Genomic DNA, 15,835 nt, shown 5'->3' with positions numbered 1-15,835 from the left:
AAGGAGGATCCAAATTGAGCCGGTTTGACGAGAAAATATTTAATTGCGAAAAAGAATTAACGTTAAATGTGATCGGTGGTAAATGGAAGATGTTGATTATGTGGCATTTGGGAAAACAGGGAACTCTCCGATTTAATCAACTAAGGTCTTTAATTCCTGATATAACTCAAAGAATGCTCGTTAACCAGTTAAGAGAATTAGAGGAGGATCTAATTGTCCATCGTGAAGTGTATCCAGTTGTACCCCCAAAGGTGGAATACTCGCTCACTGAACAGGGTTACACACTAATGCCGATACTAGAATCGATGTATGAATGGGGAAAAAGCTATCGACAAAGATATTTACAGCATACAAAGTTTCTAGAAGATAAAATGCAATAGCAAAAAAGAGGGTACGGACTATCGTACTCTCTTTTTTTATTACTTTTTTTAATTGTCACTTAGTCAATCAATTTTTAAATATGGAGGGTTTATTTCGTTTAGTAGGAAGAAAATAATCCTAAAAGATTTTTTTAAAAAAAGAATGTTACATATTCTTACAATTGGATTGTGTAAGTTATGAAAATTGGAGTAAAAATAGATCAACAGAAACACAAAAGTGGAAGTTAGGAGGTTGTGAAATATTTTGAGAATTTTTCATTAAACCATTTAGTATTCTTTTAACCTGTTTCTTGTTTCTGTGGTTAGTGAAAGATTTGAGAGATAAGGGACTGTATTAACTTACTGGAAAGGAAGAGAGGGATTAAAGCATATGGATCAAAAAAGGATTGTCATTATTGGAGCTGGAGTGGTTGGCTGTAGCACTGCCTATTATTTAAGCAAACAGGGTCAAAAAAATATTACAGTTATTGAACAAGGTCCTTTATTTGAAACAGGTGGATCAACGTCACATGCTCCAGGACTTGTATTTCAGCTCAGTTCATCTAAGGTGTTAACAAAATTAGCATCACAAACAGTGGAAGCTTTTAAGGAACTAAGTATAGACGAAGCTTCATCATTCTATTCAGTTGGGAGTATTGAGGTTGCACAAACACCTGAGAGATTTGAAGAGTTAAAGAGAAAATCAGGGATAGCAAAATCTTGGGGAATAGAGGCATGTATCCTTTCTCCTGAGGAATGTGTCGAGAAATGTGCTTTGATAAACGATGCTATTATTTATGGTGGCTTATATGTGCCATCTGATGGGATTGCTAAACCACTGCGAGCTGTTGATAAGATGGCTAGCTTTGCTAAATCTTGCGGAGCACAGTTTTTTGGACATACAGAAGTTACAGGTATTCATGTTGTTAATGATGAAGTGAAAACAGTTGAAACTAGTATTGGCAGCTTTGCAGCGGATCTTGTCATATGCTGTGCAGGATTTTGGGGACCTCGAATAGGAGAAATGGTCGGAGTGACCATTCCGCTTCAGCCAATTGCTCATCAATATGTATTCTCAAATGATTTAGTAGAACTAGCAAATGAAGTAGAAGAGGTTACAGCTCCACTCATTAGGGATCAAGATAAGTCTATGTATTTTCGTCAGGTTTTTAATGGAATTGGCATTGGTTCATATCAGCATCGGGTATTACCAGTTGAGGTAAGTGAAATTTCAAAATATGGTGAGACGAAAGAAATGCCATCGGTTAAACCATTTACTCCAAAGGATTTTGAAAAACCGTGGCTGGATGCAGTTGAAATCATTCCTGGCTTAGAGAAAACAGGATGGAAAAAAGGGATCAATGGAATCTTTTCCTTTACACCTGATGGGATGCCACTATTAGGAGAATCAAAAAAGATTCGAGGTTTTTGGGTCGCGGAATCTATATGGGTAACCCATTCAGCAGGAGTTGGCAAACAGATGGCTGAATGGATTGTGAACGGTGCACCAACACTTGATTTGGAGCTGTGTGATATTAATCGTTTTGACACATATGCTCAAAGCCCAGCATTCTATAAAAAACGTTCTCTTGAAAATTACGAAAAAGTATATGATATTCATCACCCTTATGAGCCTGCTGACACTTCGCGTAATATCCGTTTCAGTCCTTATTATGGACGACAACAAACACTTGGTGCCTATTTTAGTGAAACATCAGGGTGGGAACAGCCTCAGTGGTATGAAGGAAATGCTCCGCTCGTTACAAATTATGAGGATGCAATGTTAATGAGAAAAGGATGGGAAGCCAGGTACTGGTCACCGATTATTGAAGCAGAACAACTTCATGTCAGCCAATATGCTGGTCTATTTGATGTCACTGCAGCAAAAAAAAGGATAGAAATTAGTGGTGCTGGTGCACTTGATTTCCTTCAGAACTTAACGACAAGTGATGTTGATATCCCTATTGGGGAAGTTACAAATACGATTATGTTAAACGAAAAAGCTGGGATTAAGGATGAAATAAAGATTATCCGTTTAAAAGAAAACAAGTTTTTTATTCTTTGTTCAGGTCCAGTTGAAGCTAGTTGGATAGAAAAGCACATTCCATTCTCTAGCACAATTAGTATAAATGACCATACAGCTAGTATATGTGGTCTTCGATTAATAGGTCTTAAAGCAAATGAGATTATGAACTCTCTTGATCACATGAACTTTAATCTAGCAAACTGGCAATTGAAAAATGTTAAAGAAGTATATGTTGGTAATGTCCCAGTTACAGCGGTTTACGATATTTATGATGGAATAGAAGGGTGGGAGCTATTCACAACCTTTGATCAAGGTATACAATTATGGGATTTATTAATGGATGCAGGAAACCCATATCATATTATTGCTGGAGGTGCTCGTGCACTTGAGAGTCTTCGAATTGATTCACTTTCAGTTAGAAGTGGTAAAGACTTCTGGAGTGAGCATGATCCTTATGAAGTTGGCTTAGATCATATGGTTGATTTGACAAAACCATCCTTCATTGGGAAAGGGGCATTAGTGAATCGTAAGGAACAGGGGCCAAAAGTTGCATTAGTAAAGTTAACGATTAAAGACCCTTCTGTAGTTGTGATGGGGTATGAACCTATTTTGAATGGAGATAAGGTAGTTGGATTTATTACAAGTGCTGGTTATGGTTACATCACCGGAAGTGGAATCGTCTATGCATTAGTAAAACCTGAAGCTTTACATCAGAATATTGAATTCAGTATAGAGTATTTCGATAAACGATATGAAGCTATAGTAATAAGCAAATCACTTGTTAGTTCTAAATAATAAAGTACAAGAACCAGGGGGATTGAATATGTCAAAGCATTATGATGTTATCGTCATTGGATTAGGTGCTATGGGGAGTACGACTGCATATCAATTAGCAAAGAGAGGACAGAAAGTACTTGGCCTTGAACAATTTGGTCCTGCACATGACCTAGGTTCTAGCCACGGCGGTTCAAGAATCATAAGACAATCCTATTTTGAGGATCCTGCTTATGTTCCCTTACTACTAAGAGCATATGAATTGTGGGATGAGATTGAAAGAGAAAGTGGAGAAGAAATTTTAACGATAACAGGCGGTCTAATGTTTGGTTCTCCAGAAAGTTTAACAGTCTCCGGTAGTATCAAGAGCGCCATTCAGTGGGATTTGGCCTATGAGATACTTGATGCAGAGAGCATAAGAAGACGGTTCCCAGTTTTTAATCCTGCCTCTAATACGATTGGTTTGTATGAAGAACTGGCTGGATTTGTTAGACCGGAAAAGAGTGTATATACTCATTTATTACAAGCGGAAAAATACGGTGCAGATCTTAAGTTTTTTGAGTCTGTTCAGTCTTGGGAAGCGAATCCTTCCGGTGAAGGTGTACGTGTAGTAACAAATAGTGGGACATATGAAGCTGGAAAAATAGTTATTTCAGCAGGAGCTTGGGCACCAAAGTTATTAAACGATTTAGGAATATCCTTACAAGTAGAGCGTCATATTCAAATGTTTTTTGAGCCAAAGAATGGAATTGAACCATTCAAGGTTGGAAAACAGCCTATTTATATATGGGAAGCAGAAGATGGTGTTCAATTATATGGTTTTCCTTCCACTGGAATAGGAGCGGAAGGAGCAAAAATTGCTTTTTTCCGTAAAGGGAAGCCATGTATGCCAGAAACGATTGATCGCAACGTATACGACGAGGAAGTGGAAATGATGAGAGAGTATATAGCACAAGTTCTTCCGCAGTTGAACGGTCGATTTTTACAAGGTAAAACCTGCATGTATACAAACACGCCAGATGAACATTTTGTTATATCTGAACACCCAGAACATCCACAAGTGGCAATTGCTGCAGGTTTTTCTGGGCATGGATTTAAGTTTGCTAGTGTCGTAGGGGAAATTTTAGCTGACTTAGTGATCGATGGAAAAACAAATCATCCGATTGATTTATTCAGTCCAAAACGTTTTGCTTATCAACAATAATTATCTAGGGGTTAACCATAAAAGTCAGTAGTTATTTAATTGCATTGTTTATTTAATCATTTATCATATTTAAGATATTTGAAGGGAGTAAAGAAAAAATGATAATAGAAGAAAATATTGTAAATGGCAGTGGAAAAATTAAATCTACATTAAGAGGAGAATTGTATACATCCCCTGTGATTTTTGAATTAGAAAGAAAACATATCTTTGCAAAACACTGGCTTTTTGTGGGCTATGAATATGACGTAGCTGAACCTGGTCAATATATCACAATAAAGGTTGAAGGTGAAAATATATTAATTATTAGAGGTAAAGATCATGTGCTTCGTGGTTTCTTGAACGTATGTCGTCATCGCGGTGCTACACTTTGTAGTACTTCTTCAGGGAAAACTGGTATTATTCGTTGCCCTTACCATTCATGGAGCTATGGACTTGATGGTAGATTAGCTGGGGTTCCAAATTCAAGTGAATGCCGAGAAGAGCTAGTTAATAATGAAAACTATGGTTTAGAGAAAGTGAATGTTCAAACATGGCATGGATTGATTTGGTTAAATTTATCAGAAAATCCACTACCTCTTGAACAACAATTAAATCCACAAATTATTGAGCGTTTTGGCGAGCTTGAAACATTAGCTAGGTACCAAATTCCAAACTTAAGAGTTGCCCATCGAAAAGAGTATGATGTGAAAGCAAACTGGAAAATCATAGTAGAAAACTTTCAAGAATGCTATCATTGCTCAGCTATTCATCCAGAACTAACTTCAGCTTTCCCTCAATTCCGTACTGGAGTTGGTACACAGAACGAAACAGGTTCAGGAGCAAGTTTTAGTGAAAATATTGAGGCATTCTCAATTAGTGGAAAAGGAAATCGACCAATGTTAAAAGGGTTATTACCTGAGGATGATCGTTTATATTACGGAATGACTATAAATCCACATATATTTATGAATTTAACACCTGATCATGTTATCATACATCGCATTATACCAATCAGTGCGGAAAGATCCATTGTTATTTGTGATTGGTTATTTGATCCAGATGAAATGGCTAAAACAGATTTTGATGCTACAGATGCTGTTGAATTATTTCATCGGGTAAATGAACAAGACTTCGAAGCGTGTCAATGGTGTCAAGAAAATATGGGGTCAAAAGCCTACCAAAATGGAGGGTTTTTGGTGCCGGTTGAGCATCATGTTTCTCGCTTTTATGAGTATGTTTTAGAATCAATTGGATTATCATCAAATCAGATTGCAAATTAAAAGCTATAACTTTTCGGGTATTATGTCACAGGTTAAATTCTGAATCTTCGCAATATAAGGGCGTCGATGTAATGGTGACGTCCTTATCTTTTATTACACTATATGTTTAAAGTTTAAAAGGAGAGAATGGTATGTCTCAAAATAAAGAGGTATTTGATATCACTATTATTGGAGGAGGTCCGGTCGGTTTATTTACTGCCTTTTATGGAGGAATGCGCCAATGTAGTGTGAAAATAATAGAGAGCCTACCACAACTGGGAGGGCAGCTTAGTGCATTATACCCTGATAAATATATATATGATGTAGCAGGATTCCCAAAAATTCTTGCACAGGATTTGGTAAATAACTTAAAGGAACAAATGGCAAAATTTGAACCAACGATTGCCCTTGAACAGAAAGTAGAATCTGTTGAAAAGGACATGGACGGTACGTTTAAAATAACGACAAATGATGATATTCACTATACAAAAGCAATTATTATTACAGCAGGAAATGGAGCATTTCAACCTCGTAAACTTGAACTTGAAGAAGCTAAAAAATATGAGACCACGAATCTACATTATTTTGTAGGGGATATTAATAATTTTGCTGGGAAACGTGTTATGGTAGCTGGTGGCGGAGATTCAGCAGTTGACTGGGCGCTCATGCTGGAACCAATTGCTGAGAAAGTATATTTGACTCATCGACGTGATAAATTTCGTGCACATGAACATAGTGTTGAATTACTAAAGAAGTCAAAAGTTGAAGTTTTAACTCCATATGTCCCAACTCGGTTAATTGGTGAAGATAAGATTAATGAAGTTGTCCTAGAAGCAGTAAAGGGAATAGGCACAGAAACCATTTCTATTGATGAACTAATTATAAATTTTGGTTTTGTTTCTTCTCTTGGACCAATTAAAGAGTGGGGCCTTGAAATAGAAAAAACCTCGATCATTGTTAATTCTAGAATGGAAACAAACATTGAAGGGATCTATGCAGCAGGTGATATATGTACCTATGATGGAAAGGTGAATCTTATTGCTAGCGGCTTCGGAGAAGCACCTACTGCAGTAAATAATGCTAAAGCATATATTGACCCAAAAGCAAAAATTCAACCAGGGCATAGTTCTTCAATGAAATTTGAAAAAAAGAGTGTTGCTGTTACGCATTAGTTTAAATGGTAGTCTTTACCTTTTTGATCAGAAATATTTTATAGGAGAGTGTTGTAGATTTATACATTGCCACCGAGTGAGCAAGTTTCAATATACTTGAAACAAATCTCTCAGGTAAAAGGACAGAGAAGGGATAACATAGCACCCCTCTCTGTTCTTTTTCTTTGATTATAGTCCCAGACAGCTTAATAATGTTGTTCAAATGTTGAGATGGATAAGAAACAAAATAAGACTGTTTCAATATTAGAGAATTGGGTGCAGTTTGAAAAAAATCAATATTAATCTCAACTAATCTCCTAAAATAAAGCAAACATTAAGGTGGTGGATTAAATAATTATCGAAATTGCCTTACAAATATGCTTAAGTATTCTCTGGATTTTTCTTTTTATCCAGGGGCTGCACCAAGGAACCTTGCAATTTACACACCTATTGTTATTTGTTATTGCATTAGGCTTATTACCACTATCTTTATATAAAATAGTGACACTTGTGTTTTAAAAAATAGAGATGAGACCAATGTAATAAAATACGCAGCTTTACCAACAAGGAGTAGTACAACACCTATTCCTTGTTGGTTTGTTGTTAGGTCTTATCAGTAAAGGAAAAAGTCAGCAACCTTAAGTCAATGATTAGCTAACCAGAACATAATGAGGGGGAATGGCATTGACTTCCTGAGGAGAAAAGAAAAATGATTCTTTAGATCTGGAAAAATAGGTAGATGAAGGCAATATCATTAAAAAGTAGGAATTCAAAAAAAACTTGGAAACGTCTTGACGAGTCCAAGGGAAAGAGTTTTATTAAAAGAGTTATTAAAAGAATTCTTCCATGTTTAGAAAGCATATCCATATTGTGAGAGTATAAATGATTCAATTCCACTAACATCAAGGGATTTAATAAACATATATGACTCTACTAAGAATTAGTTCCTGTTTTAGTTTCTGAATTCGATATAGGCCTTACATATTCCTCCGTTTGATCTTTTATCAAGGTATACTTATTTGTATTCATATTAACTTCTTTTTTTAATTCTATAAACAAGGACCAACACATTAGAAACATGATAATCGCGAATGGGAATGCAACTACAATAGAAAAACGTTGTAGGACCTCTAATCCACCTGCTATTAGTAAGACTGAAGCAACCAGTGCTTGAATAAATCCCCATGTCACTTTAACGCTAATAGATGGTGTTAATCTCCCTCTCTCTGAGAGCATCCCCAGAACATAGGTAGCTGTATCAGCTACTGTAATATAATATATTGCTATAACTGAAAAACCTAATATACTTAAAAGTAAAGGAAATGGTAAATACTCAAAGAAGTTAAAAATAGATAATGAAAGATTGGAAGTGATCGCTGTGGCTAGTTCTGTGTTTCCTAAGTTGTGAATAATATGTAATGCTGATCCTCCAAAGACAGAAAACCATAAAAATGTTCCGAGAGTTGGAACAATTAATACCCCAAAAATAAATGCACGAATCGTTCTCCCCTTAGAGATTCTAGCAATAAATAAGCCGACAAAAGGAGCCCATGCTATCCACCATGCCCAGTAAAAGAGCGTCCAACCATGTAACCACGATGCGTCTCCGAATGGCTCTAATCCTAAACTCATATTAAGCCAATTACTAATATAACCACCTGTTGAATCTATCAAAGTATTAAATATAGAGGTAGTAGGCCCTACAACGATAATAATACCCATGATTGCGATAGATAAAAGTAAGGCAGTATTTGATAGAATCTTAATCCCACGACCTATTCCAGTACTTATTGATATCATATAAAGGATCGTTGCGACTCCAATAACAGTTAGCTGAACGGATAATGTATCCGGAACACTGAATAAGTGATTTAGACCAGCTGTGATTTGCATAGTTCCTAAGCCTAACGACGTTGCAATTCCAAATACAGTTGCAATAATAGCAAGAATATCAATTATCTTCCCAATTGGTCCGTGAATTTTCTCTTTTAGAAGGGGATAGAAGGCAGAACTAACGGAAGCAGGAAGTCCTTTTTTAAATTGAAAGAACGCAAAGGCTAGCCCTATTACAGCGTATATTCCCCAAGGTTGTAACCCCCAATGAAAAAATGAATATTCCATAGCGGCTTCAGCTGCAGCTGAACTAAAGCCTTCTCCAACAGGTGGGGAGGTGTAATGTAGCACAGGCTCGGCAACTCCATAATAAACAATTCCTATTCCTGTACCTGCGCCAAATAACATTGCAAGCCAGGAACCAGTTGAAAATTCAGGTCTATCTGTTTCCTTTCCGAGTCGGATTTTACCATACTTTGAAAACATTAAGTAAAAGGAAAATATGACAAAGAAAAATGCTCCAACAACATAAATCCATCCTAAATTTGAAACAGTTCTATCAAATAATACTAATGTAATTTTGTTCATATTTTCAGTGAAAAAGATTCCCCAAATAATAAATATACAAGTTAGTAAGATCGAAATAAAAAATAAGCTGTTTAAGTATAAATGCCTGGTTTTCATTCATATCTCTCCTTTTCGTTTATATATTTCAACAACTTTCCTTTTTGGGTACGGAATAAGTCGGTGCATTAGTGGGTCATTGAGGCGAATAGAGTACTTGTACTTTAAGTCAAGACTTTATTTAGAATGTGATTATTCATTGAGGCAACATAATAGCTAAATAAAGTAAAAAAATGAATCGACGATCAGCATAGTGTCAACTCCCTTGTATTTTGAGATGGAATATTTAATTACATTTTTATCTTAGATTAGATGTTTTGCACAATAGAGTTGGTAGAAAATGTAACCAGGTATTTTAGTGGAAAATAGTTTCATCTTACTAAATAACAATGAGAAAGAGATAGTAAATTTAAATAAGTGTGTCGAGCAATTATGCTGATGTTTTGGAACAGATTTAGTCATATCAGGAACGATAAAAATATAACAAGTATACTTTTTCATACTAGATGATAATAAAGTGCGTACTTATCATTTTGAATTCCAGATTTTATACTCTAATTATCGAGTGAAGGAGTTAATGTTTACCAAAGAGGAGGAGATTAAATGAATGAGGTAATGATTTCACAGGATTATAACATTAAAGGATGTAACTCTAATAAAAAGTTAAGATTGGAGCCTGTAAGTTTTATATTGTTTGGAGCAACAGGGGATTTAGCTAAAAGAAAGATTTTTCCTGCATTATATCAACTTTTTTTAGTTAATCGTTTACCTCATTGTATTTCCATTATTGGTGTAGGAAGAAAGAAACTATCTGATGATTCATTCAAAATGCATGTGAAAGATTCACTCAATGAGTATTCTAGAGCATCTAATATTGACGAAATGAAATTAACTAAATTTCTTAGCTACTTCTCATATCAAGGTCTAGATGTAACTGAATGTGAAGGGTATACCATACTACTAGATACTGTAAAAACTCGTGAGGAGCATTTCGGAATTCCGGAGAATCGATTATTTTATTTATCTGTTTCACCTGAATATGTTCAAGATATTGCAAGAAACCTTAATAAAAGTGGATTAGGTTCTACAAAGGGATGGAGACGCCTTATTATTGAAAAACCTTTTGGTCATGATTTACAAACAGCGCAAGAGTTAAATAATAAATTATCTCATGAATTCAACGAAGAAGAGATTTATCGGATTGATCATTATCTTGGAAAGCCGATGGTTCAAAACTTGGAATCTTATGACTTTGCAAATTCTTTATTTCGAGAACTTTGGAATAGCAAATATGTTGCAAATGTTCAAATTACTGCTAGTGAAACAGTAGGAGTAGAGGAACGTGCAGGATACTATGATCAAGCGGGAGCAATACGTGATATGTTTCAAAATCATTTAATGCAACTTTTAATGATGACAGCTATGAATCTCCCAAATAAAGTTGATGAAGATGTAATCATGAATGAAAAGAGAACTATTATTCAATCGCTAAGACCTCTTCAAAAATTCGAAATCGAAAACAATGTTATTCGTGCTCAATATGGCCCAGGAGAAATTCTTAATAGTAAGGTCGCTGGTTACAGGGAAGAGCTAGGAGTTAGCAGTAATTCACATAATGATACTTTTATTGCAGCGCGTTTATGGATTGATAATTGTACATGGACTGGGGTCCCTTTTTATATTCGAACTGGTAAAAGAATGAAAGAAAAATCAACAAAAATTGTGATTAAGTTCAAAGAAGAATTAAAGAGTTTAGATATCTTTAAAGAGAAAATGATTGTTCCTCTTCATGTGGTTATTACAATTAATCCAGAGGAAAAGGTTAGCTTAAAAATAAATATGAAAAACCCGTTAACAAATACAACCGAACCAATAAATATTGATTTTTCTTCTAAATCAGAGAATCAACCTGAAGCATATGAGCTTCTATTATTTGATGCCTTAAGGGGTGATTCGAGATTTTATGTTCATTGGAATGAAGTAGAATCAACATGGAAATGGGTACAGCCGGTTTTAGAGGCATTTAAAGAGAACCTTGTCCCACTTCATCATTATGACTCAGGTTCAATGGGACCAGATGCCGCAGATTCTTTATTAGAGGCAGATGGGTTTGAATGGATTTAATAGTTTCATAACTAAAAACACCAAATAGCAAGGAAATGATTGATGAATTAGTGCATAGTATAGAGAGGAGCATCTGGATGGAGATTGGCTTAATTGGATTAGGTAAGATGGGAATACACTTATCAAAAAATTTAATAGATCATCATTATAAAGTAAAAGCCTTTGATTTAGATCAACAGGTTGTTAAGGGGATGGAAAAATATGGAGTTAGAGGTGCGCCGAATTTAACTGAATTAGTGAATTTATTACCACAGCCAAGGGTTCTATGGTTAATGGTCCCTCATACAGTTGTTGATTCGATCATAAATGAACTTATCCCATTACTAGACAATGGTGATATTGTGATTGATGCAGGAAATTCCCATTATAAAAAAACTATTCTACGATATAAGCAACTAAGAGAATACGGAATTAGCTACATGGACGTTGGGACTTCCGGAGGGATGGAAGGAGCACGAAATGGAGCTTGTTATATGGTTGGTGGTGATAAGGATTCTTGGGAATATGTTAAAGCTATCTTCCGAGATACAGCAGTAAAAGATGGTTATTTGTATGCCGGGGAAGCAGGTAGTGGACACTTTTTAAAAATGGTTCATAATGGGATTGAATATGGAATGATGGCAGCCATTGGAGAAGGGTTTGAAGTCTTAGAAAAAAGTGAATTCAATTATGATTATGAGAAAGTAGCAAAAGTGTGGAATCATGGTTCAGTTATTCGTTCATGGCTTATGGAGCTAACGGAACGTGCTTTTTCAAAAGATTCCAAATTAGAAAATATTAAAGGTATTATGAATTCTTCAGGAGAAGGGAAATGGACAGTTGAAACTGCTCTCGACCTCCAAACGGCGACACCTATCATCGCATTATCTTTACTAATGCGCTATCGTTCACTTGAAGAAGACACCTTTACTGGAAAAGTAGTAGCTGCTCTCCGTTCGGAATTTGGTGGGCATGCTGTAGAAAATATTAGAGAATCAATGAGAGTTTAAGGGGCAATTAGCGGGATATAGGAATTGAGTAAGTAACTATATATTTTAAATAGTGATAGCTAGTATCATTTTTAAACGTTATACATGATTGAAAAGAAACCGTATATTAATATTAAACCATAAATTAATATTTAATTATTTATTATGATTAAGGGGAAGGTAAGCCAAGGAAACATTCAATGCTTTCCATAAAAAGTGGAGCCGTCTGTATGTATACAAAAACACCTGACGAGCATTTCGTTATCGACCTACTTCTTGAGTTCTCAAATGTAGCGATTGCTGAAGGTTTCTCCGGCCATGGGTTTAAATTTTTAAGTGTAGTAGGCGATACCATTAGCCAATTAGTCACAACTGCTAAAACAGAACATGATATTTCATTTCCATATTTTCAATTAATCGTTGTGCTTTAAAACAGAAAATACCTTTGAAGAACGCATATAAAATAGATATTGACTTTTAATTATTATCTAATTATTCTGATTTTATAATAAGTAAATAAGAGCGGATGACAGTTGTGGGAGAGTGCAAGAAACACGCCACCGAAGGAGCAAGTTCCAAAAATACCCTTGGGACAAATCTCTCAGGTAGAAGGAACTACAACTGGACGCAACTCTGGAGAGCGCGTTTACTGTATGACGCCACCAAAGGGGAAGACTCTAAGAATCTTTTAGAGTTCAAACTCTCAGGTAAAAGGACAGAGAAGGGGAGATAACGCTACGCTACCCTTTTCTGTCCTTTTTTGTGTACAAAAAAGGTAGTGAAGCATCCTATGTTAAACAGTTTTTTTAGAAAAGAAGATTAGTAGCTGACTTTTAAAGAAAACTGATCTATCTTCAAGGAGGAAAAAAATATGGGTTTGCAAAAAAATGATTCTACCATTTTTGAAGCGATTGAGAACGAGAAGCGCCGTCAGCATCAAACATTAGAGTTAATTGCATCAGAAAACTTTGTTAGTGAAGATGTCTTAGAAGCAATGAGAAGCATCATGACAAATAAGTATGCAGAAGGTTATCCAGAGAAGCGCTATTATGGCGGATGCGAGTTTGTTGATGTAGCCGAGAAAGTAGCGATTGAGCGTCTAACAAAATTATTTGGGGCAAAGTATGCGAATGTTCAGCCGCACTCGGGTGCACAAGCAAATCTAGCTGTTTTTTATGCATTGCTAACGCCAGGAGATAAAGTGATGGGAATGGATCTTTCCCATGGTGGTCACTTAACACATGGAAGTCCTGTCAGATATCGGGTAAATGGTTTGACATTGTGTCCTACGGTGTAAGAGAAGATACTCACTTGATTGATTATGATGAAGTCGAAACTATTGCGAAAAAAGAGAAACCAAAATTAATTATTGCAGGGGCAAGTGCTTATCCAAGAACGATTGACTTTAAACGTTTTAAAAGCATTGCTGATCAGGTTGGGGCAAAATTCATGGTCGACATGGCTCATATTGCAGGACTTGTTGCTGCGGGTCTTCATCCATCACCAATTCCATATGCAGATGTCGTAACAAGCACGACACACAAAACCTTGAGAGGACCGCGCGGCGGGATTATTTTAACAAATGATGAAGAGATCATAAAAGCTGTGAATAAGGCTGTTTTCCCAGGTATTCAGGGCGGACCACTAATGCACATCATTGCAGCTAAAGCAGTTGCCTTTAATGAAGCGCTTCAGCCCAGCTTTAACACTTATGCCAGGCAAGTAATTAATAATGCAAAGATTCTAAGTGAAACATTAAAAAATGAAGGAGCAACACTTGTTTCTGAAGGTACAGATAACCATATTGTCCTATTAGATGTTCGCCCATGGGGCTTAACCGGTAAAGAAGTTGAAAAATTATTGGAAGAAGCAGGTGTTACAGCTAATAAAAACACGATTCCATACGATCCAGAGAGCCCGTTTGTTACTAGCGGCATCCGTATGGGGACTGCTGCACTAACAACTCGTGGAATGCAAAGGGAAGAGATGGTTAATATCGGTATATTGATTGCTGAAGTTTTAAAAAGTAAAGGGGAAAAAACTGTCCTTATAAAAGCTAGTGAAACAACGAAAGTCATTTGTGGTACGTATCCATTATTTCAACAACCAATTCATGTTTAAGGGAGGAGAAAATTATGGAATTTCAAAGTTGTTTTGACATTATTGGTCCAATTATGGTAGGCCCATCAAGCTCTCATACTGCAGGAGTGGTATCAATCGGGAAGTTTGTTCATGAGTTGGTAGGTGGATGTCCAGAAGTGGCTAAGATTATTTTTTATGATTCCTTTGCTGAAACATATCAAGGTCATGGAACGGATAAAGCATTGATTGGTGGCTTGCTTGGGCTAAGAACAGATGATTTGCGTATTAAACAATCATTAGAATTAGCAGAAAAGTATGGGGTAAAGTACGAGTTGGAATTTGAAGAACACTGCGTCTATTTTTCCCATCCAAATACAACGGTCGTGATAGCGAAGCGTGGTGATAGCCTTGTAAAGGTTGGCGGTGTATCCCTTGGGGGCGGTTTATCTAAAATCTTTATGATCGACGAAGAGATGGTCGATATTCGACTAAGCACAGATGATGACTTATCAGCTCTTGTCAATGAGTTTCAACTAAGAAGGAAAGTATACGTGGGGATAACTTAATGAACATTCAGTCCATGAAAGAGTTGATTGTAGCTTGTGATAGTGAACAAAAAAACATTGGTGAATTGATGTTGATGTTGGAAGCGAAAAATTCCGGAAAAAAGGAAGAAACCATTATTGGAATGATGGAAGAGCGATTAATAAAAATGAAGGAAGCCGTTGACAACGGTATAAAAGATCGCTCAGCTGCACCAAGTGGTATTTCCGGCGGTGATGCCGTGAAAATGTTTGAGTATACGACACAGGGTAAATCACTTTCAGGAAACTATATTGGCGATGCAATGACTTATTCATTAGCAACATCTGAAAGCAATGCGCGAATGGGAGTAATTGTTGCTACTCCGACTGCTGGAGCAGCTGGAATCTTACCTGGTGTATTGTTTTCACTGAAGAAAAATGATCACTATTCTAATAAAGAGCTAGTTATGGGTTTGTTTACGTCAAGCATGCTAGGTTACGTCATTGCAAATCGCTCCTTTATTTCAGGAGCAGCTGGGGGCTGTCAAGCAGAAGTAGGATCTGCAACAGCCATGGCTGCCGGAACAATCGTCGAGATGAAAGGTGGTACTCCAGAACAAGCCGTAAATGCGACAGCCCTTGCCTTGAAATCACTACTAGGCTTAGTATGTGATCCTGTTGCAGGACTTGTTGAAGTACCTTGTATTAAACGAAATGTCATTGGAACATCGATCGCCTTTTCAGCGGCAGACTTATCTCTTGCTGGCATAGAAAGCCGGATCCCCTGTGATGAGGTTATTGAGGCCATGTATAGGATAGGAAAAGAAATGCCACGAACCTTAAGAGAAACTGCACTTGGCGGGTTGGCAACAACAGAAACAGGAAAACAAGTAAAAGACAGATTATTTCGTAAGAAAATGTAAGTGGA

Annotated in this window: 11 protein-coding genes, 1 pseudogene and 2 riboswitches; of the genes and pseudogenes, 11 read left to right on the top strand and 1 reads right to left on the bottom strand. The window is 36.4% G+C overall.

Annotated elements, in window-relative coordinates:
• Positions 1–14 precede the first annotated feature (14 nt).
• From LC095_RS06020 to LC095_RS06000, 5 genes are all read left to right on the top strand, one after another.
• The gene (locus LC095_RS06020; RefSeq protein WP_226527301.1) at positions 15–380 is read left to right on the top strand and encodes a winged helix-turn-helix transcriptional regulator; all 366 of its coding nucleotides are present in this window, start codon (positions 15–17) and stop codon (positions 378–380) included.
• A gap of 370 nt (positions 381–750) precedes the next feature.
• The gene (locus tag LC095_RS06015; RefSeq protein WP_226527300.1) at positions 751–3,180 is read left to right on the top strand and encodes a GcvT family protein; all 2,430 of its coding nucleotides are present in this window, start codon (positions 751–753) and stop codon (positions 3,178–3,180) included.
• Between the two features lie 28 nt (positions 3,181–3,208).
• On the top strand, positions 3,209–4,363 hold the full coding sequence (gene solA, locus LC095_RS06010) for an N-methyl-L-tryptophan oxidase (RefSeq protein ID WP_226527299.1): 1,155 nt from the start codon (positions 3,209–3,211) through the stop codon (positions 4,361–4,363).
• Between the two features lie 98 nt (positions 4,364–4,461).
• A complete protein-coding gene (locus LC095_RS06005; RefSeq protein WP_226527298.1) occupies positions 4,462–5,622 on the top strand; it encodes an aromatic ring-hydroxylating oxygenase subunit alpha in 1,161 nt (386 codons plus the stop codon).
• A gap of 131 nt (positions 5,623–5,753) precedes the next feature.
• Complete coding sequence (locus tag LC095_RS06000; RefSeq protein ID WP_226527297.1) at positions 5,754–6,773, top strand: NAD(P)/FAD-dependent oxidoreductase; 1,020 nt, start codon at positions 5,754–5,756, stop codon at positions 6,771–6,773.
• Between the two features lie 31 nt (positions 6,774–6,804).
• Positions 6,805–6,909: riboswitch (glycine riboswitch) on the top strand.
• Between the two features lie 776 nt (positions 6,910–7,685).
• On the opposite strand, the gene LC095_RS05995 is transcribed toward LC095_RS06000, so the two are convergent.
• On the bottom strand, positions 7,686–9,269 hold the full coding sequence (locus LC095_RS05995) for a BCCT family transporter (RefSeq protein WP_226527296.1): 1,584 nt from the start codon (positions 9,267–9,269) through the stop codon (positions 7,686–7,688).
• A gap of 543 nt (positions 9,270–9,812) precedes the next feature.
• Here LC095_RS05995 and zwf point away from each other — a divergent pair.
• The 6 genes and pseudogenes from zwf (at position 9,813) to sdaAA (ending at position 15,830) form a co-directional block, all read left to right on the top strand.
• Complete coding sequence (gene zwf, locus LC095_RS05990; protein WP_413467458.1) at positions 9,813–11,333, top strand: glucose-6-phosphate dehydrogenase; 1,521 nt, start codon at positions 9,813–9,815, stop codon at positions 11,331–11,333.
• A gap of 77 nt (positions 11,334–11,410) precedes the next feature.
• The gene (gnd, locus tag LC095_RS05985) at positions 11,411–12,322 is read left to right on the top strand and encodes a phosphogluconate dehydrogenase (NAD(+)-dependent, decarboxylating) (protein ID WP_226527295.1); all 912 of its coding nucleotides are present in this window, start codon (positions 11,411–11,413) and stop codon (positions 12,320–12,322) included.
• A 209-nt stretch (positions 12,323–12,531) separates the two neighbouring features.
• The gene (locus tag LC095_RS05980) at positions 12,532–12,732 is read left to right on the top strand and encodes a hypothetical protein (RefSeq protein WP_226527294.1); all 201 of its coding nucleotides are present in this window, start codon (positions 12,532–12,534) and stop codon (positions 12,730–12,732) included.
• 95 nt (positions 12,733–12,827) lie between these two features.
• A riboswitch (glycine riboswitch) is annotated at positions 12,828–12,929 on the top strand.
• A gap of 243 nt (positions 12,930–13,172) precedes the next feature.
• A pseudogene (gene glyA / locus LC095_RS05975) lies at positions 13,173–14,422 on the top strand (serine hydroxymethyltransferase).
• Positions 14,423–14,436: 14 nt separating this feature from the next.
• Positions 14,437–14,949, top strand: a complete 513-nt coding sequence (locus LC095_RS05970; RefSeq protein ID WP_226527293.1) for a serine dehydratase beta chain — start codon at positions 14,437–14,439, stop codon at positions 14,947–14,949.
• Entirely contained in the window at positions 14,949–15,830 is an 882-nt protein-coding gene (gene sdaAA, locus LC095_RS05965; protein WP_226527292.1) for an L-serine ammonia-lyase, iron-sulfur-dependent, subunit alpha, read from the top strand. The genes LC095_RS05970 and sdaAA overlap by 1 nt, the downstream gene beginning before the upstream one ends.
• Positions 15,831–15,835: the final 5 nt, after the last annotated feature.

This window comes from Metabacillus niabensis, assembly GCF_020524345.1.
In the GTDB taxonomy this organism is placed as follows: Bacteria; Bacillota; Bacilli; order Bacillales; family Bacillaceae; genus Metabacillus; species Metabacillus niabensis_B.
This window is presented reverse-complemented; position numbering and strand designations above follow the sequence as displayed.

What these genes read in the sequence shown, in the direction of transcription:
- zwf (WP_413467458.1), top strand. Translation starts at nt 9,813, where the DNA reads ATGAATGAGGTAATGATTTCACAGGATTATAACATTAAAGGATGTAAC.
- LC095_RS06005 (WP_226527298.1), top strand. Translation starts at nt 4,462, where the DNA reads ATGATAATAGAAGAAAATATTGTAAATGGCAGTGGAAAAATTAAATCT.
- LC095_RS05995 (WP_226527296.1), bottom strand. Translation starts at nt 9,269, where the DNA reads ATGAAAACCAGGCATTTATACTTAAACAGCTTATTTTTTATTTCGATC.
- LC095_RS05970 (WP_226527293.1), top strand. Translation starts at nt 14,437, where the DNA reads ATGGAATTTCAAAGTTGTTTTGACATTATTGGTCCAATTATGGTAGGC.
- sdaAA (WP_226527292.1), top strand. Translation starts at nt 14,949, where the DNA reads ATGAACATTCAGTCCATGAAAGAGTTGATTGTAGCTTGTGATAGTGAA.
- gnd (WP_226527295.1), top strand. Translation starts at nt 11,411, where the DNA reads ATGGAGATTGGCTTAATTGGATTAGGTAAGATGGGAATACACTTATCA.
- LC095_RS06015 (WP_226527300.1), top strand. Translation starts at nt 751, where the DNA reads ATGGATCAAAAAAGGATTGTCATTATTGGAGCTGGAGTGGTTGGCTGT.
- LC095_RS06000 (WP_226527297.1), top strand. Translation starts at nt 5,754, where the DNA reads ATGTCTCAAAATAAAGAGGTATTTGATATCACTATTATTGGAGGAGGT.
- solA (WP_226527299.1), top strand. Translation starts at nt 3,209, where the DNA reads ATGTCAAAGCATTATGATGTTATCGTCATTGGATTAGGTGCTATGGGG.
- LC095_RS05980 (WP_226527294.1), top strand. Translation starts at nt 12,532, where the DNA reads ATGTATACAAAAACACCTGACGAGCATTTCGTTATCGACCTACTTCTT.